The organism is Streptomyces sp. NBC_01716 (assembly GCF_036248275.1).
Taxonomy (GTDB): Bacteria; Actinomycetota; Actinomycetes; order Streptomycetales; family Streptomycetaceae; genus Streptomyces.
This window is the reverse complement of record NZ_CP109181.1, coordinates 5,749,141-5,766,692: the sequence shown is the minus strand read 5'-3', so window position 1 is coordinate 5,766,692 and position 17,552 is coordinate 5,749,141. Positions and strand designations below refer to the sequence as shown.

The following is a 17,552-nucleotide window of genomic DNA, read 5'->3' as shown; positions in this document are numbered from 1 at the left end:
TGAGTTAACACATCATCGTCGGGAGGTACGGCACATGGCTGCGGCAGCGCTGGAGGTCGACCGCGTACGGAAGAGCTACGGCAAGCGCCGGGCCGTCGACGACATGACCTTCGACATCCGCGCCGGTGAGCTCTTCGGCTTCGTGGGGAGCAACGGGGCGGGCAAGACCACCACGATGCGGATCATCCTCGGAGTCCTCACGCCCGACGCCGGGGAGGTCCGCTGGCTCGGCCGTCCGGTCGACTTCGCGGCCCGCAGGCAGTTCGGCTACATGCCCGAGGAGCGCGGTCTGTATCCGCGGATGAAGGTCGCCGAACACCTGCGGTATCTGGGCGAGTTGCACGGCATGTCGCGTGCCGGGGCGCGGACGGCGGCCGACCGGTGGATCGAGCGGCTGGAGGTCTCCTCGTACGCCTCCGAGGAGGTCCAGAACCTCAGCCTCGGCAACCAGCAGCGGGTCCAGCTCGCTGCGGCCCTGGTGCACGAGCCGAAAGCGCTGGTGCTGGACGAGCCGTTCTCCGGTCTCGACCCGGTGGCGGTGGACGTGATGCGCGACGTGCTCGCGGAGAGGGCCGCCGAAGGCGTGCCCGTCATCTTCTCCAGCCACCAACTGGCGCTCGTCGAGCGCGTCTGCCACCGGGTCGGCATCGTCGGCGGCGGGCGGCTCATCGCCTGCGGCACGGTCGACGAGCTGAGCGCGAGTGCCGAGCGCCGGCTGCTGGTCGACGCGCCCGGGGCGGGCGAGAACTGGGCGGCGGGGCTGGCGGGCGTGGAGGTCGTGAGCCGCGAGGGCACCCGCACCCGGCTCCGGCTGGCGAAGGGCGCGGACGACCAGCGGGTGCTGCACGCGGCACTGGCCACCGGGCCGGTGTCCACCTTCGTATCGGAACAGCCGCCACTGACCGAGCTGTACCGCGATCTGGTGACCAGAGACGACGCCGCGAGCGCGGAGACCGCGACGGCAGGCGCCACGGGCACAGCGGACAGGGACAGCGCGAGCGAGAGCGAGGGCGGCGGGCGATGAGCACAGCGGCGCAAGCGGACGCGAACGCGGGTACGGGTACGGGCACGGACAGAGACACCGGCACCGCCGTACGGGACGGTGGCGCGCCCGCCCCCGGCGGCGGCCCCTCCCCCGGCCCCGGCGCCCTCTCGGCACGCCGGGCCGTCGGCCTGGTCGCCAAGCGCGAGATCAACAGCAGGATGCGGACGAAGTCCTTCGTCCTGAGCACGCTGGGACTGGTGCTCGCCCTCGGCGTCTACACCCTGATCATCCTCTTCTCCAAGGAGGGGCCGGCCAAGGTCGGTGTCGACCGGGACGCCGCCGCACTGCGCCCGATGCTCACCGCCGTCGCCGACCGGGCGGACGGCATCGACTTCGAGTTCGTCACCGTCGACGGCGACCGTACGGAGAAGCTGCTGCGCGACGGGGACCTCTCCGCCGTGATCAGTGGCGACACGACCGACCTCACGGTGACCGTCGAACGCGAGACGGACGAGGACCTTCTCGCCGTCGTGAACGCCGCGGTGGCCGAGGAGCGCACCACGCGGGAGCTGGAGCGCGCGGGCGTGGACCCGGTGGAGTTCGCGGAGCGCGTGGCGTCCTCGAACCTGGAGACCAGAGCACTGGAGCCTTCGGAGAACAGCGCGGCCGAGCAGTTCGCGCTGATCCTCTCCGCCACCGGACTGCTCTACTTCTTCTTCATCGTCTACGGGATCATGCTGGCCCAGGGCGTGGTGGAGGAGAAGACCAGCCGGGTCGTGGAGCTGCTGCTCTCCAGCATCCGGCCCTGGCAGCTCCTCGCGGGGAAGCTGATCGGTGTGGCCGTGGTCGGCGTGACCCAGCTCGTCCTGCTGGGCGGGGCCGCGGTCGTGCTCGCCGAGGGCACCGGAGCCATCTCGCTGCCGACGGCGGTGGGCGGGACGCTCGTGACGATGGGTGTCTGGTTCCTGCTCGGCTTCTTCCTCTTCGCCGCGATGCTGGCCGCCGCCGCGGCGCGCGTCTCGCGGCAGGAGGACCTCCAGGCGGTGGTGCAGCCGGTGATGGTGCTGATCACCACGCCGTTCGTGCTGGGCATCACCCTGCTGAGCAAGAACGCCCACGACCCGGTGATCGAGTGGCTCTCGCTCGTACCGCCGCTCAGCCCGATCCTCATGCCGGCGCGCATGCTGCTGGGCATCGCGCCCGCGTGGCAGGTGGCCGTGTCCCTGGTCCTGGCCGTGGCCGCGCTGGTGGCACTGACCCGGATCGCCGGGCGGATGTACGCCAACAGCGTGCTGCGCAGCGGCTCCAGGGTCCCACTGGCCGACTCGCTGCGGCTGCGCTAGTTCGTCCCTGATCGCGGACAGGCCGAGAAGCGGCCCGTCCACCCACACCCCACTCACACCCACGTCCACACCCAACCCTCACCCCACTGAACGGGAGTACCTCATGAGCACCGCCGTCTGGATCGCCATCGGAATCGCCCTCCTTGTCGCCGTCGTCGCCGGAATCGCGAAAAGCAAGAGCTGAGGCAGGAGCCGAGAGCAGGAGCCGAGAGCAGAAGCTGATCGCCGCCCGGCCCGCACCACGTGACGGAGGGGCCGGTGTTCCAGGGTGGCTCCCGGGGACACCGGCCCCTCCGTCATATGGCCGCGTCAGAAGGCGAGTTGGCGGTCGTCTCCGTCACTCCGCAGGGGCGCGACCGCCGGCTCGTCGGCGAGGACCACGCCCGTGAAGGCCGCGGGCCGGAAGAACCGCCGGGCCGCCTCTCCGACCGCGTCGTACGTCACTCGGTTCAGCAACGGGCCCCATCCGTGCAGCCAGTTGGCCCCGACCCCGATGTGCAGCAGATTCGACAGGCCGGAGGCGAGGGAGGCCGGCGAGGACATCGCCGTGGCGATGGAGCCGATCGCGTAGCTCCTCGCCGCGTCGACCTCACGCTCCGACGGCGGTTCTGCCGCCATCCGTACGAGTTCGTCGCGGATCACCCCGAGCGCCGCCGCCGTGTGCTCGGCGGCGGTGTCGGCCTCGATCATCAGCGTGGACGCGCCCGGCACGGACTCCATGCCGGAGCCGAGCTGGTAGGCGTACCCCTTCTCCTCGCGCAGATGCGCGACCAGCCGGGACGCGAAGGACCCGCCGAAGACCAACTGGGCCAGATGCAGGGCCGGATAGCCCGGATCGGTACGCGGCAGGGCCGGTGTGGCCAGCCGGATCATGCTCTGTACGGCGCCCGGCCGGTCCACCCACAGGGGCGGTCCGCCGATGAAGGCCGGCGGCGGCTCGGGGATGTCCAGCGCCGAACCGGTATGCCATGCCCCGAACGCGTCGGTGACCGCCGCGAGTGCGTCATCGGGCCGGAGATCCCCGACCAGTACGAGCACCGCGCCGTCGGCGCCCAGCTGCCGGGCGTGCAGCTCGGCCAGGTCCTCCGGCGTGCAAGCGGCGGCCAGTTGGGGCGACGGCTGCCATCGGGCGGCGACCTCGTCGCCGTACCGCCGCCGCAGCAGCGCCTGTTGGGCGACGGCCGCGGGCTGGTGCGAGGAGAGCTCGATACGGCGCGCCAGCCTGGTCCGTTCGGGGGCGATGAGGTCCTCGGTCAGCCGGGGCCGGCGGACGGTCTCGGCCAGCAACTCCAGCACGGCGGGCAGGGATTCGGCGAGCGTATGGCCGGTGACGGTGAACCTGCGCGCGTCGGCGCCCGCGCTGAGCGCGGCGCCGTGCGTGGCGAGGGCCGTGTCGAAGGCGTCGGCGTCGCGGTGTGCGGTGCCCTGCAGCAGGATCCCGGCCAGCAGTTGGCGCAGCGCGACCTGGCCCGGTCCCTTCGAGGCGTACGGGACGGTGAGCCGGATCTCGACGAGGGGGACGACGGGGGCCGAACAGAGCACCACACGCAGCCCGTTGGGGAGTGCGGTGTCGAGATCGGGCAGGGGCAGGCGCGCGTCGCCGCTCATGCCGCCACCGTCGTTCCCCGAGTGGTCGCGTTCGTGCTCGCGCGCGGTACGAAACGTACGACCGCCCGGTGCGACGCGCGCAGCCGGGCCGCGGCCCGGCTCACCTGCTCAGCGGTCACCCCGGTCCGTATCAGCTCGGGCAGCCGCTCGGTCAACTCCGCCTCGCCGAAGAGCATTTCGCGCTGGCCGAGGAGCTGGGCGCGGGTGCTCGGGTCGCCCAGTTCACGCAGCGCACCGGACGCCCAGCGGGCGGTGGTGGCCCGCAACAGCCCGGCGTCCACCTCGTTCTCGGCCAGCGTCGTGAGCACGGCGTCCAGCGCCTCGGTGACACGCGCCGCATCCCCGTCTCCCCCACCTCCGTCTCCCCCGTACACCGCGAACAGCGTCAGCAGATCGGGCCCCGTGGTGTCCAGCGGCAGCCCGAACAGCCCGCAGCCCACCGACAGGCTCGCCACCCCGGCCGGCGCGGCCGGCCCCCGGCGCAGCAGCGCGTGTCTGCCCTGCCCCAGCAGGGCGGCCAGGACCAGGTGTGCGAGATAGCCGGCGCGCTCCGTCACGGGATCCGGCATCCGGTAGCCGACCGCCACCGCGGGCAGTCCGGCGTGCGGGTCGGTGACCGACAGATGTCTGTCCTCCCGGGGTTCCGGCTCCGGACCGTCGGGCACGGCCACCGCGGGACGGCCGGGCAGGGGCTCGAAATGCCGGCGTACGACGCGCTCCGCCGCGTCCGGCTCAAAAGCGCCGGTCAGGGTCACCAGGGCATTTCCGGGACCGTAGTGGTCGACGAAAAACCGCTCGCACAGCGGGATGTCGACGGCCGCCAGATCGACGCTCTCGCCGTATCCGTCCCGCGCGTTTTCGGCGCGGGTGTGCAGAGCACGCGGCAGCACCCAGGGAAATGCGCCGTAGGGACGATTGCGCACCATGAGACGTATCTCTTCGTCAATAACCGCGGTCTGTGTGCGCAGATTCCGCGCGGAAATACGTGGCGAATGCATTCGGTCCGCTTCGAGCGCGAGCAGCATTTCCAGTGCGGAGGCGGGAGCGGCGGCGTAATAGACCGTCAGGTCCTGTCTTGTTTTCGCGTCTCCGAGACCGCCCGCCCGCTGTACCTGGGGCAGATACCCGTGGGGTGCGCTTCCATGGCCACCCTGGATCATGAGATGTTCGAAGAGATGAGCCAGTCCCGTGTGCCCCTTGGGCTCGGTGCGGAAACCCACTCCGTAGTGCACGGCGACACCGATTGACGCGCCGGTCGGATTGGGTGCGAGCAGCACCCGCAGACCGTTGTCCAATACCAGGCGACGCAGTTGATTCCGGGTCATCCAGGCGAGCATAGACGCGGTCAACTACCGCCTCAACGGGCCCCGTTGACCGAAAGCGGCCAGTGTCCGAAAGCGGTCAACCCCATTGCCAGCGCGCTGCCCGGGACGGAATGGTGCTGGCACGGCCGGAGAACGTGATTCACCAATTGCCGATCCGGTGCAAGGTTCAGGTGCAAGGTTCATTCGAATCGTCCAAGGGAGTTGCCATGAACACCCAGTCTCTGATCAGCGGTTACACCAGCTACGCCGACGCCGACGAGCTCGTCCCCGCGGTCGACGCCCCGGGCGGCACCATCACCATCACGGTGACCTCGTCGCAGGCGTGCATCTCCGCGGCTTCCGCCATCTCGGCCGTGTCGATCGACAACACCTTCGACCACTCCTGCTGAACCGCGTAGCCGCAGCACCGCACCACCGCGTCACAGCACGACCGCTTCACCGCACCACCCTCGGCAATCGCCGAAAAGGCACCGTTCATTCGAATCGCCCAAGGGAGTTGCTATGAACACCCAGTCCCTGATCAGCGGCTACACCACCTACGCCGAGGCTGACGAGCTCGTCGCCGCGGTGGAGGCGCCCGGCGCCACCATCACCGTCACGGTCACCTCGTCGGCCGCGTGCATCTCCGCCGCTTCCGCCATCTCGGCCGTGTCGATCGACAACACCTTCGACCACTCCTGCTGACCCGCGTAACCCCCTGAGCAGGACGTACGAGGAACGGGGCGGGTGCCCACCGCCGCAATCGGCGGGCACCCGCCTCACCGTTTTACCCGCCCTGCTCGTCCCGGAAGCTCTCGGCGTCCTCACCGTCGATGCCGGACAGTCCCAGCAGGATCGACGGCAGCGCCGCGGAGGTCAGCATCAACGTCGTGAGCAGCGCGGGGATCCGCTCGATCACGTCGGGTTCGTTCTGGAAGGCGACCATGACCAGTACGACCAGCATGCCGGCGCCGACCGCGCACTGGTATCCGATGAAGGCGACGCGATTGCGCACCCCCTGCTCGCGTTCGTCGAGTCCGGCCACCGGCCGTTCACCCAGACCGCGGGTCATCGAGCGCAGCAGACCCCACAGCATCAGCCAGACGACGAAGGCCACGAGCCACCAGGAGTCGGAGAAGGCGTTGCCGTCGGAGATCTGCGACAGCACCACCATCACCGCGCTGAGCACGGCGAGCCCGATCGCCATCGGCCGCAGCGGACCGCCGGCCGCCGTCGTCGTCTCGTCGGAACTCGGTTGCGGGGTCACGGGCGTTCCTCCTTGTTGTACAGCTGGGCGGAGAGCGGGACGAAGGGCTTACGACTGAAGATCGCCTCGACCGGAAGGCCGAACACGTCACTGAGCCGGAACGCCAGATCGAGACTCGGGAAGTAGTCACCCCGCTCGATGGCGCCGATGGTCTGCGGGTGCACCTCCACCGCTTCGGCGAGCGCGACCCTGCTGAGGCCGCGCTCGGCGCGCAGGACTCTCAGCTGGTTGTAGATCGGCGATCCCTCGCGATGGCTCACTGGGCTCATACGGAGAAGGTAAGGGAAACACAACATTCCGTCAAGGAATGACAACAGATACAGTCAGCAACAGGCACTGCCAGAACGCACCGCACAGCGCCGGCGCCACACGCGCTGCCAGAGCAATCGCCACAGCTACCAGGGAAGGTGTGCTGCCTCGTGACCACCGACGCGTCCGACCGGTCCACGCTGCCGAGCATCCTCGTACCGAGCATGCCGGACACCACCGAGACCGTGCGTCCCTACGCCGAGCTGGTACGCGACGGCGAAGCGCGCCGTGTGTGGATGGGCCAGTCGCTCAAGGTGGAGACGCACCAGGTGTTCGCGCATCTCGCCGGCGCCGGGGTGCGTGTCCCGGTCGGCACCAGTGTGACGCTGATGCCGCTGCGCCATCCGTACGAGGCCGCCCTCCAGGCCCGTTCGCTGGCCCTGACGACGGGTCACCCCGTGGTGGCCGGTTACGGCGTCGGCGCGCCCGCCTTCGTACGGAGCCTGAACGGGCGGCCGTACGACAGTCCCCGCACGATGGCGGCGGAGTACCTGCGTACCGTCCGCTCCCTGCTGGACGGCGAGATCGTCGACCACGCCGGTGACTACCACGCGCTGCGCGGACGGCTGATGCCGATGGAACACGCGCGCGTGGAGGTCGGGGTGGGTGTGCTGCGCCCCAACATGGCACGCACCGCGGGCGGTGTCGCCGACGTCGCCATCACCTGGATGACGCCGCCCGGCTATGTCGCCGAGACCCTGGTTCCGGCGCTGGACGAGGGCGCCAAGGACCGGGACACCCGGTGCCGGGTCGCGACCGTCGTCCATGTCGCGGTCGACCGCCCGAAGCGGGACCCGTACGTCCTCGCCCACACCGCCGCCGCCGGGCATCTCTCCGCCGACCACTACACGGACATGCTGCGCCGGGCCGGTGTCGCGGCCGACCCGGCCGACCCGCAGGCCGGTGCCGCCGCCCTGGTGGACAGCGGGACGTACGTGTACGGCTCCGCCGACCACATCGCGGGCGTGCTCGGCGAGTACCGCGACGCCGGGGTGGACGAGGTGATCCTCAACTGCGGCGGTGTGCTCTTCACCGAGGGCCAGGAAGCCGCGCTCCGGGACGCGCGGGAGATCGTGGACGCGGTCCGGCGGCGGGACGGCCGTGGCTGACCCGGCGGGCGCCGCGGCGGATGCTCCGGCGGTCCCCGCGGAGGTACGGCCCGCGGGGGCCGCCGGGTCGGTGACCGTACGCGAGTACGGCACCCGGTATCTGCGGATCAGCGTGCGGTACCACGGGGACGGCCGGTTCAGCTGGCTGCGCGTACCCGGGCCGGCCCACGACCGGCCGCGGGTTCCTCCCCCGCCCGCGGTCGGCGCGGCGCTGCGCCGGGTGGACGCCGCCGTCGCCTCGGGTACCGGTGCGGGCCACGGTGCCCGGATCGCGCTCGGTGAACGGGCCGCGGCGTCCGGGGATGGCGGCGGGCTCGTGTACCGGGTGCCCGGCGCCGTGTCGGTGGCCCGGCTGCTGCCGTCCGGCGACGAGACGGGTTACCGGCTCTCCGTACGGGCGTTGGCGGACGCGGGCCGGACCCTGCGGCAACTGCACGACGTGCCCTGGGAGTTCACGGAGCCCGCGCCGCCGCACCACGGCGTACGGCGGCTCCTGGACTGGATCTCGGGGGCGCCTCCTGAAGAGGAGGACAGCGCCCGGCTGCGTGCCCTGGCCCACGAGCGGCTCGGCCCACACCTGTGGACCAGGCTGACCGACTGGGCCGAGGCCGCCCGCCGACCACCCGGCAGGGGAGGTGCGGTCCTGCTCCACGGCGCCCCCAGCACCGGCTGGCTGGTCCCCTCCCCTGCCGGTGACCACAGCGTCCTGCTCACCGGCGAAGAGGTCACCGGCGGCGACCCGGCCCTCGACCTCGGCTGGACCCTCGGTGAACTGCACGAGCTGCGTTCCGCCGCCACGCGCGGTCTCGGTGCCGCAGGACAGGGTCCGCCCGTGGACTATCCGGCCGCGGCGCGCGCCCTGCTCGCCGGCTACCTCCGTAAGGAGGAGGACGCCGAGGACGTCGAGAACATGGAGGCGGCGCTCCCGCCCGGCACCGCCCGCGCGGCCACCCTCCGACTCGCCGTCCATATGCGGGACTTCGCGTCCTTCGTCGGCTGGCACGAGGATCTGCGCCGCTACGCCGACCTGCTGGCGGAGACCCTCGACGCGGACGGCGCCCCCACGCTCCAGTGGTGAGCCCGCGCCGTCACGCTCCCGCGACGGTCGCGCGCTCCGGCTCTCCCTCCGGCTCCGCCTCGCCGATGAAGCTGCGCCACAGCCGCGCGTACGCGCCGTCGAGCGCGAGCAGTTCCGCGTGCGTGCCGTCCTCCACGACGCGGCCGTGGTCCAGGAGGACCACCCGGTCGGCGCGCGCGGCCGTCGTCAGCCGGTGCGCGACGACCAGCGTCGTCCGCCGCCCCGACAGCCGGTCGGTCGCCTGGTTGACCAACGCCTCGGAGGCGAGGTCGAGCGCCGCGGTCGCCTCGTCCAGGAGCAGGACGTCCGGGTCGACCAGCTCGGCGCGGGCCAGCGCGATCAACTGCCGCTGACCGGCGGAGAGATTACGGCCCCGCTCGGCGACCTCGTGCAGATAGCCGCCGTCGAGCGTGGCGATCATCTCGTGCGCGCCGACCGCGCGGGCCGCCGACTCCACCTCGGCGTCGGTGGCCCCGGGCCGCCCGTACGCGATCGCGTCGCGCACCGTCCCGGCGAAGAGGTACGCCTCCTGCGGTACGACTCCGAGCCGGTGCCGGTAGGCGGTCATGTCCAGGTCGCGCAGGTCGGTGCCGTCCGCCGTGACGCGGCCGGACGTCGGGTCGTAGAAGCGGGCGACGAGCTTGACGAGCGTGGACTTGCCCGCGCCCGTCTCACCGACGAAGGCGACCGTCTGACCCGCCGGGATACGGAGGTCGATGCCCATGAGGGCGGTCTCCTCCTGGACCGGGGCCTTGGCAGGTACGACCGCCTTGGTGAGTACGACCGCCTCGTCCGGGTCGCCGGCGCCGCCGCCCTCGGTCAGACCGCCCTCCAGGTTCCCGTACGCGAAGTGCACGTCCTCGAAGGCGATCTCGCCGCGCAGCGACTCCACGGCGACCGGTGTCCTGGCCTCCTCGGTAGAGGTCGGCTCGCGCAGCAGCTCCTGGATACGCCCCAGCGAGACCGCGGCCTGCTGATAGCCGTCGAAGACCTGCGACAACTGCTGCACGGGCGCGAAGAACAGCTCGATGTAGAGGAGATACGCGACGAGCGCCCCGGTCGTCAGCGTCCCCGACTCCACCCGGCCCGCGCCCACGATCAGCACGGCCGCGGCGGCCACCGACGACAGCAGCTGGACGAACGGGAAGTAGACGGAGATCAGCCACTGGCCGCGCACCCGCGCCTGCCGGTAGTGGTCGCTGCGGTCCGCGAACCGCCGGGCGCCGTCCTTCTCGCGGCCGAAGGCCTGGACGATACGGAGCCCGGACACGGACTCCTGGAGGTCGGCGTTGACGACGCTGATCCGCTCGCGCGCCAGCTCGTACGCCTTGACGCTCTTGCGCCGGAAGAAGACCGTGCCCACGATCAGCACGGGCAGGGTCGCGAAGACCACCAGTGCCAGCTCCACGTCGATGACCAGGAGCACGACGAGGATGCCGAAGAAGGTGACGACGGAGACGAAGGCCGTGACGAGTCCCGTCTGGAGGAACGTGGACAGCGCGTCCACGTCCGTCGTCATACGGGTCATGATGCGACCGGTCAACTCGCGCTCGTAGTAGTCGAGTCCGAGCCGCTGGAGCTGCGCGAAGATCTTCAGGCGCAGCGAGTACAGGACGCGTTCGCCGGTGCGGCCTGTCATCCGCGTCTCGCCGATCTGGGCGGCCCACTGGACCGCCACGACCAGCAGACCGAGCAGGGAGGCCGCCCACACCGCGCCGAGCGCGAGCCGCTCCACGCCTTCGTCGATGCCGTGCCTGATCAGGACCGGCAGCAGCAGGCCCATACCGGCGTCCACGGCGACCAGGGCCAGGCTGGCGGCCAGGGGCAGCCCGAAGCCGCGCAGGAGGCGCCGCAGCCCGTAGGACGACTCGGAGGCGACGGCACGGGCCTCGTCGATCGACGGGACGTCGGTGGCCGGGGGCAGTGCCTCGACCTGTGCGAGCAGTTCGGGTGTGGCGCCGGGCGCGGCCGACTCCTCGGCGGGCGCCTCGTCGCGTACCCAGAGGGCGGGGGTGATGCCGCGTTCGGCGTCGAACTCGGCGTCCATCTCCTCCTGGACGGTGCGGTCGTCCTCCGCGGCCGTACCGCCGACGACGGCGGGGACATGGCCCGGGGACACGCCGCCGAGCTCGTCCGGGTCGGTGAGCAGCCTTCTGTAGAGGGCGGACCGTTCCTGGAGTTCGTCGTGGGTGCCGATGTCGGCGAGCCGTCCGCCGTCGAGCACGGCGATACGGTCGGCGAGGCCGAGCGTGGAGCGGCGGTGGGCGATGAGCAGCGTCGTACGGCCGGCCATCACCGAGCGCAGCGCCTCGTGGATCTCGTGCTCGACGCGGGCGTCGACGGCGGACGTGGCGTCGTCCAGGAGCAGCAGGCGGGGGTCGGTGAGGATCGCGCGGGCCAGGGCGATGCGCTGGCGCTGGCCGCCGGAGAGGGTCAGGCCCTGTTCGCCGACGGTGGTGTCGTAGCCGGCGGGCAGCTCGGCGATGAAGCGGTCGGCCTGGGCGGCGCGGACGGCGCGCTCGATCTCCTCGTCGGTGGCGTCGGGCTTGCCGTAGGCGATGTTGGCCCGGACGGTGTCGGAGAAGAGGAAGCTGTCTTCCGGTACGAGCCCGATGGCGGCGCGCAGGGATTCGAGGGTCAGTTCGCGCACGTCGTGGCCGCCGACGAGGACGGCGCCGTGCGTCACGTCGTAGAAGCGCGGCAGGAGCAGCGAGACGGTGGACTTGCCGCTGCCGGACGAGCCGACGACGGCGACGGTCTCGCCGGGCCGGATCTCCAGCGAGAAGCCCTCCAGGACGGTGCGGCCGTCTTCGTAGGAGAACGTCACGTCGTCGAACTCGACGGACGCCTCCACGTCGGCGGGCAGCGTCTTCGTGCCGTCCTGGATCGACGGCTCGGTGTCGATCAGTTCGAGGACCCGCTCCACGCCCGCGCGGGCCTGCTGGCCGACGGTCAGGACCATGGCGAGCATGCGGACGGGGCCGACGAGCTGTGCGAGGTAGGTGGAGAAGGCGACGAAGGTGCCGAGGGTGATCTGGCCGCGCGTGGCGAGCCAGCCGCCGAGCGCGAGCATCGCGACCTGTCCGAAGGCCGGTACGGCCTGGAGGGCGGGTGTGTAGCGGGAGTTGAGCTTGATCGTCCGCAGTCGGCCCGCGAACAGCTTGCGGCCGGCGGCGCGCAGCTTGCCGGTCTCCTGGTCCTCCTGGCCGAAGCCCTTGACGACACGTACGCCGGAGACGGAGCCGTCCACGACTCCCGCGACGGTCGCGGCCTGCGACTGGGCGTACCAGGTGGCGGGGTGCAGCCGGGTGCGGCTGCGGCGGGCGATGTACCAGAGGGCGGGGGCGACGCCGAGTGCGACGAGGGTCAGGGGCAGGGAGAGCCACGCCATGATCACGAGGGAGATGACGAAGAGCAGGACGTTGCCGATGGTCATCGGCAGCATGAAGAGCAGGCCCTGGATGAGCTGGAGGTCGCTGGTGGCGCGGCCGATGACCTGTCCGGTGGAGAGCTCGTCCTGACGGCGGCCGTCCAGCCTGGCGATGGTGCCGTACATCTCCGTACGGAGGTCGTGCTGAACGTCCAGGGCGAGACGTCCGCCGTAGTAGCGGCGGATGTAGGTCATGGCGTAGATGACGACGGCCGCGGCCACGAGGAGGCCGGTCCAGACGGCGATGGAGCGGGTACCGGTGCCTATGACGTCGTCGATGACGACCTTGGTGATCAGCGGGACGAGGGCCATGACGGCCATGCCGGCGAGGGAGGAGCCGAGGGCGAGGATCACGTTGCGCCGGTAGCGCCAGGCGTAGCCGATGAGACGCCGGGCCCAGCCGGCCTTGCCCTCTTCGGCCTGGTCCGCCCCGGTCCCGCGCTCGGGGTCTGTTCGCTCCGCCGCCACTGTCTGCCGCCCTCCGTCTGCCCTGTTGCCTGTCGGTACGCGGGCGTCCCCCGTGGACCCCCTGCCGGAAGGCATCAACGCGCCCACGTGCGGAATTCATCCCGCTGCAACAAATACCCGTCGCTGGACCGAGGCGCTCGCCGGAGGGACCAGGACCTATGGCGTAGGACGCCCTGGACCCTGCTACCCGGCCGGCAGGTGCGTCGGGGCGAACAGCTTCAGGAGCACCGGGAGCACCACCACCGAAGGACCGGGGGCCGCCAGCGCCTTCGACAGGTCCTCACGGAGCGAATCGGGGCTCGTGCGGACCGCCGGCACTCCGAAGGACTCCGCGAGCGCCACGAAGTCCGGGCGGGCCAGCTCGGTGCCTGTGGTCTCGCCGTAGGCGTCCGTCATGTACTCCCGCAGGATGCCGTAGCCGCCGTCGTCCACGATGAGCCAGGTGACGGGGAGGTCGTACTGCCGGGCCGTGGCCAGCTCGGCCATCGAGTACATCGCGCCGCCGTCGCCGGAGACCGCGAGGACCGGTTTCGTACGGTCGGCCGCGGCCGCGCCCAGGGCCGCCGGGAAGCCGTAGCCGAGACCGCCGGCGCCCTGGCCTGAGTGCATCGCGCCGGGCCAGGCGGACCAGGCCCAGTAGGCGAGGATCGTCATGTCCCAGAAGCTGGGCGAGGTGGCGGGAAGCGCGTCCCGTACGGCGGCGAGCACGCGCTGCTCCAGCTCCAGGTCCTGGGCGCCGATCCGCTCCCGTACCTTCGCCAGCACCGTACGGACGGCGTCCCGCGCGGACTCGGCGCCCTCCCTGCGGGTCACGGACTCCAGCAGCGCGGACAGCGCCTCCCGCGCGTCGGCGTGGATACCGAGCGCCGGAAGGTTGGACTCCAGCTTGCCGAGGTCGGCCTCGATCTGGATCACCCGGCCGCGCGGGCGGAACGTGTAGTAGTTGGAGGACAGTTCGCCGAGCCCGGAGCCGACGACCAGCACGACGTCGGCGTCCTCCAGGAAGTCGGTGGTGTGCCGGTCCTCCAGCCAGGACTGGAGCGACAGGGGGTGCTCCCAGGGGAACGCGCCCTTCCCGCCGAAGGTGGTGACGACGGGAGCGGCCAGCTTCTCGGCGAGGGTCCGCAGCTTGCCCGTGGCGTCCGCCCGTACGACTCCGCCGCCCGCGACGATCACGGGGCGCTCCGCGTGCGACAGGGCGTGCGCCGCCACGGCGATCAGCTCCGGGCGCGGCAGCAGTTCGCGCGGGGTGGCGTCGACGGCGGTGACGAGCGGGAGCGTCGTCTCCTTCAGGAGGACGTCCTGCGGGATCTCGACCCAGACGGGTCCGTGCGGTGCGGTGAGCGCGGACTCCCAGGCCGCCGCTATCGCGGACGGGATCTGTGAGGCCGTACGGACGAGGTGGACGGACTTGACGATGTCGCGGAACGAGGCCTGCTGGTCGACCAGTTCGTGCAGATAGCCGTGCCGGCCGCCGCCGAGGCCCGCCGACGGGATCTGGCTGGAGATCGCGAGCACCGGCGAGGATCCCGCGGCGGCCTCCTGGAGTGCGGCGAGCGAGGTCAGCGCGCCGGGCCCGGTGGAGAGCAGCAGGGGTGCGACCTCGCCGGTGACGCGGCCGTAGGCGTCGGCGGCGAAACCGGCGTTGTTCTCGACGCGCAGCCCGACGTACTCCAGGTCGGAGCGGCGCAGCGCGTCGAACATGCCCAGCGCGTGCTGGCCTGGCAGTCCGAAGACGGTGGTGGCGCCGAGGCCGTGCAGTGTCTCCACGACGAGATCGCCGCCGTTGCGCCCGGCGGGCGGGTTCAGGGCCTGTGCGGTCTGCTCGGGGGTGTAGCGGGGGATCTCGTGGTGGTGGTCGTGAGTCACTTCGCGCGGTCCTCCGCGATCTGGCGGGACATGATCGTGGTCAGTTCGTACGCCGTGTGCGATGCGGCGACGGAGGTGATCTCCGCGTGGTCGTACGCCGGGGCGACCTCGACCACGTCGGCGGAGACCAGGTGGCAGGAGGCCAGGCCGCGGAGGATTTCGAGGAGTTCGCGCGAGGTGAGCCCGCCTGCCTCGGGGGTGCCGGTGCCGGGCGCGTGGGCCGGGTCGAGCACGTCGATGTCGATCGAGATGTAGAGCGGGCGGTCCCCGACGCGCTGCCGCAACTGGTCGGCGACCTCGTCGACCCCGCGGCGCATGACGTCGGCGGAGGTGACGATGCCGAAGCCCATGCGGTGGTCGTCGTCCAGGTCTTTCCTGCCGTAGAGGGGCCCGCGCGTGCCGACGTGCGACAGCGCCTCGGTGTCGAGGACGCCTTCCTCGACGGCACGGCGGAACGGGGTGCCGTGGGTGTACTCGGCGCCGAAGTAGGTGTCCCAGGTGTCCAGGTGCGCGTCGAAGTGGAGCAGCGCGACCGGGCCGTGCTTCTTGGCGACCGAGCGCAGCAGCGGCAGCGCGATGGTGTGGTCGCCGCCGAGGGTCATCAGGCGCGCGCCCGTCGCGAGCAGGTCGTCGGCCGCCGCCTCGATCGTGTCGACGGCGTCGTTGATGTTGAACGGGTTGGCGGCGATGTCACCGGCGTCGGCGACCTGCGCGAGCGCGAACGGTGAGGCGTCCTGGGCGGGGTTGTACGGGCGCAGCAGCCGGGACGCCTCGCGGATCGCGTTCCCCCCGAAGCGGGCGCCGGGCCGGTAGGACACCCCGCTGTCGAAGGGCACGCCGACGACGGCGACATCGGCGGCCCCGACCTCGTCCAGCCTGGGCAGCCGGGCGAAGGTGGCCGGTCCGGCGAACCGGGGCACGCGGGAGGAGTCGACAGGCCCCCGGGGGCCGCCCTCAGGGCTTTCGGCCGCTCCGGGGCCGGGGCTGTCGGGTCCTGCTGCGCTGCTCATCGTCGAGGCCTTTCGTGGTGCGTGTTCGGATCCAGCATGACCCACTCCACCGACAGCGCCGACGGCGGCGCTGTCGGGTGGGCGGGGTGCGGGCGCTACGGGGCGCGTGGGCCCGTGGGGGCTCAGCCGGTGCTTTTGGCGGCGACGGACGGCTCCCGGGGGCCGTCACCGGCTCCGTCCGCGTCTTCGGCGCCTTCCCCGCCTTCGGCGGCGAGACGGCGTCGCCACGCGGCGAGCACGGCCGCGTCCGTCGGCTTCGTCAGGAGGCTGACGACCAGGTAAAGCGCCAGCGAGGAGAGGAGCCCGTAGTAGATGGGCTCGTTGGCCAGGATGCCGTAGGACGCCATCAGGCCGATGACGGTCAGCCCGCCCACGATCATCGCGGCGAGCGCGCCCTGCACGGTGCCGCGCCTCCACAGGAGGCCGCCGAGGATGGGCACCAGCAGGCCGCCGACGAGCAGGTTGTACGCGACGGTCAGCGCACCGACGACATCGTTGAGCGCGATGGCGACACCGATGACGGCGAGGCCCATGACCACGATGAAGGCGCGGTTGTCCTTCACCTCGTCCCGCTCCCCCACGGCATCCGGCCGGTCCTGTCGGCCGTCCCGCCGTCCGGCCAGGCTCCGAAGCCGCGCCCAGATGTCGTTGTTGGCGACGGTGGCGCAGGCGATCAGCGCGCCGGACGAGGTCGACATCACGGCGGCGAGGGCCGCGGCCAGCACCAGTCCCCGTACGCCCGGCGGGAGTTCGTCCTTGACGATCGTGGCGAACGCGTCGTCGGCGCTCGGCAGCTTCGGGTAGAGGACCTTGGCCGCGGTGCCGATGACGGCTCCGGCGATGGCGTAGAGGAGACAGTAGGTACCGGCGACGGTGCCGCCCCAGCGCGCGGTGGTGTCGCCGCGCGCGGTGAAGACACGCTGCCAGATGTCCTGCCCGATCAGCATGCCGAAGGTGTAGATCAGCACGTACGTGAAGATCGTCTCGCCGCCGATGCCCAGCGGGTCGAAGTACTCCGTAGGAAGCTTCGCCTTCATCTCGCCGAGCCCGCCCGCCTTGACGACCGCGATGGGCAGCAGGAGCAGCAGGACACCGATCGTCTTGACGACGAACTGCACCATGTCCGTCAGCGTGATCGACCACATGCCGCCGAGCGCGGAGTAGGCGACGACGATCGCGCCGCCCAGGATGATCGCGACGGTGCGGTGCAGGTCGAAGAGGACGTCGAAGATCGTGGCGTACGCGATGGTCGAGGTGACGGCGAGCATCAGGGTGTACGCCCACATGACCAGCCCGGAGATGACGCCGGCCCGTCCTCCGTACCGAAGATCGAGCATCTCGGAGACGGTGTAGACCTTCAGCCGGGCTATGCGCGCGGAGAAGAACACCGAGAGGGCCAGCAGTCCCAGGCCGATGGTGAAGACCATCCAGGCGCCGGAAAGCCCGTACTGGTAGCCGAGGCCGACACCGCCGATGGTGGAGGCGCCGCCGAGGACGATCGCGGCCATCGTGCCGGAGTACATCCAGGGGCCGAGCCTGCGGCCCGCCACCAGGAACTCGCTCTTGGACTTGGCACGGCGCATGCCCCACCAGCCCATGGCGAGCATGCCGGCGAGATAGACGACGATCACCGCGTAGTCCACAGCCATGGGGCTTCCTCCTGATCGACTCCGGGGATTCCGGGGGTCCGGGGGTCCGGTGGTGTGCGAGTCGACGGTAGGTGGCCGGAAAGGAACGCTGAAGTGTACGTTTCATCCATTCTTCTCGCCGTC

Annotated in this window: 14 protein-coding genes; 6 read left to right on the top strand and 8 right to left on the bottom strand. The window is 71.3% G+C overall.

Annotation, left to right across the window (positions count from 1 at the left end; genetic code table 11):
* Nucleotides 1-34 precede the first annotated feature (34 nt).
* Nucleotides 35-1,024: an ABC transporter ATP-binding protein gene (locus tag OIE74_RS25475; RefSeq protein ID WP_329387450.1), complete on the top strand. Its 990-nt coding sequence runs from the start codon at nucleotides 35-37 to the stop codon at nucleotides 1,022-1,024.
* Complete coding sequence (locus tag OIE74_RS25470) at nucleotides 1,021-2,328, top strand: ABC transporter permease (protein ID WP_329387448.1); 1,308 nt, start codon at nucleotides 1,021-1,023, stop codon at nucleotides 2,326-2,328. Before OIE74_RS25475 ends, OIE74_RS25470 begins: the two co-directional genes overlap by 4 nt.
* Before the next feature lie 309 nt (nucleotides 2,329-2,637).
* On the opposite strand, the gene OIE74_RS25465 is transcribed toward OIE74_RS25470, so the two are convergent.
* Nucleotides 2,638-3,936: a M16 family metallopeptidase gene (locus OIE74_RS25465; RefSeq protein ID WP_329387446.1), complete on the bottom strand. Its 1,299-nt coding sequence runs from the start codon at nucleotides 3,934-3,936 to the stop codon at nucleotides 2,638-2,640.
* Nucleotides 3,933-5,261, bottom strand: a complete 1,329-nt coding sequence (locus tag OIE74_RS25460; protein WP_329387444.1) for a M16 family metallopeptidase — start codon at nucleotides 5,259-5,261, stop codon at nucleotides 3,933-3,935. Before OIE74_RS25460 ends, OIE74_RS25465 begins: the two co-directional genes overlap by 4 nt.
* Nucleotides 5,262-5,467: 206 nt before the next feature.
* Between OIE74_RS25460 and OIE74_RS25455 the strand changes: the two genes are divergently transcribed.
* Nucleotides 5,468-5,650 (top strand): LxmA leader domain family RiPP, encoded by a 183-nt coding sequence (locus OIE74_RS25455; protein WP_329387442.1) that lies wholly within the window; start codon nucleotides 5,468-5,470, stop codon nucleotides 5,648-5,650.
* Between the two features lie 112 nt (nucleotides 5,651-5,762).
* Complete coding sequence (locus OIE74_RS25450; RefSeq protein ID WP_329387440.1) at nucleotides 5,763-5,945, top strand: LxmA leader domain family RiPP; 183 nt, start codon at nucleotides 5,763-5,765, stop codon at nucleotides 5,943-5,945.
* A gap of 82 nt (nucleotides 5,946-6,027) precedes the next feature.
* Here the strand turns inward: OIE74_RS25450 and OIE74_RS25445 are convergent, their stop codons facing one another.
* Nucleotides 6,028-6,507, bottom strand: a complete 480-nt coding sequence (locus tag OIE74_RS25445) for a hypothetical protein (protein ID WP_329387438.1) — start codon at nucleotides 6,505-6,507, stop codon at nucleotides 6,028-6,030.
* Nucleotides 6,504-6,776, bottom strand: a complete 273-nt coding sequence (locus OIE74_RS25440; RefSeq protein WP_329387436.1) for a helix-turn-helix transcriptional regulator — start codon at nucleotides 6,774-6,776, stop codon at nucleotides 6,504-6,506. Before OIE74_RS25440 ends, OIE74_RS25445 begins: the two co-directional genes overlap by 4 nt.
* Before the next feature lie 150 nt (nucleotides 6,777-6,926).
* Here OIE74_RS25440 and OIE74_RS25435 point away from each other — a divergent pair, with 150 nt between their 5' ends.
* Together OIE74_RS25435 and OIE74_RS25430 are read left to right on the top strand one after the other, a co-directional pair.
* Nucleotides 6,927-7,925, top strand: a complete 999-nt coding sequence (locus OIE74_RS25435; protein ID WP_329387434.1) for an LLM class flavin-dependent oxidoreductase — start codon at nucleotides 6,927-6,929, stop codon at nucleotides 7,923-7,925.
* Nucleotides 7,918-9,003, top strand: coding sequence for a hypothetical protein (locus OIE74_RS25430; protein WP_329387432.1), 1,086 nt, complete (start codon nucleotides 7,918-7,920; stop codon nucleotides 9,001-9,003). Before OIE74_RS25435 ends, OIE74_RS25430 begins: the two co-directional genes overlap by 8 nt.
* Nucleotides 9,004-9,013: 10 nt before the next feature.
* Here the strand turns inward: OIE74_RS25430 and OIE74_RS25425 are convergent, their stop codons facing one another.
* From OIE74_RS25425 to OIE74_RS25410, 4 genes are all read right to left on the bottom strand, one after another.
* The gene (locus tag OIE74_RS25425; protein WP_329392438.1) at nucleotides 9,014-12,817 is read right to left on the bottom strand and encodes an ABC transporter ATP-binding protein; all 3,804 of its coding nucleotides are present in this window, start codon (nucleotides 12,815-12,817) and stop codon (nucleotides 9,014-9,016) included.
* A 267-nt stretch (nucleotides 12,818-13,084) separates the two neighbouring features.
* Nucleotides 13,085-14,770, bottom strand: a complete 1,686-nt coding sequence (locus OIE74_RS25420; RefSeq protein ID WP_329387431.1) for a thiamine pyrophosphate-binding protein — start codon at nucleotides 14,768-14,770, stop codon at nucleotides 13,085-13,087.
* Nucleotides 14,767-15,780: an agmatinase gene (speB, locus tag OIE74_RS25415; RefSeq protein WP_329387429.1), complete on the bottom strand. Its 1,014-nt coding sequence runs from the start codon at nucleotides 15,778-15,780 to the stop codon at nucleotides 14,767-14,769. Before speB ends, OIE74_RS25420 begins: the two co-directional genes overlap by 4 nt.
* 122 nt (nucleotides 15,781-15,902) lie before the next feature.
* Nucleotides 15,903-17,429, bottom strand: a complete 1,527-nt coding sequence (locus OIE74_RS25410) for a sodium:solute symporter (RefSeq protein WP_329387427.1) — start codon at nucleotides 17,427-17,429, stop codon at nucleotides 15,903-15,905.
* Nucleotides 17,430-17,552: the final 123 nt, after the last annotated feature.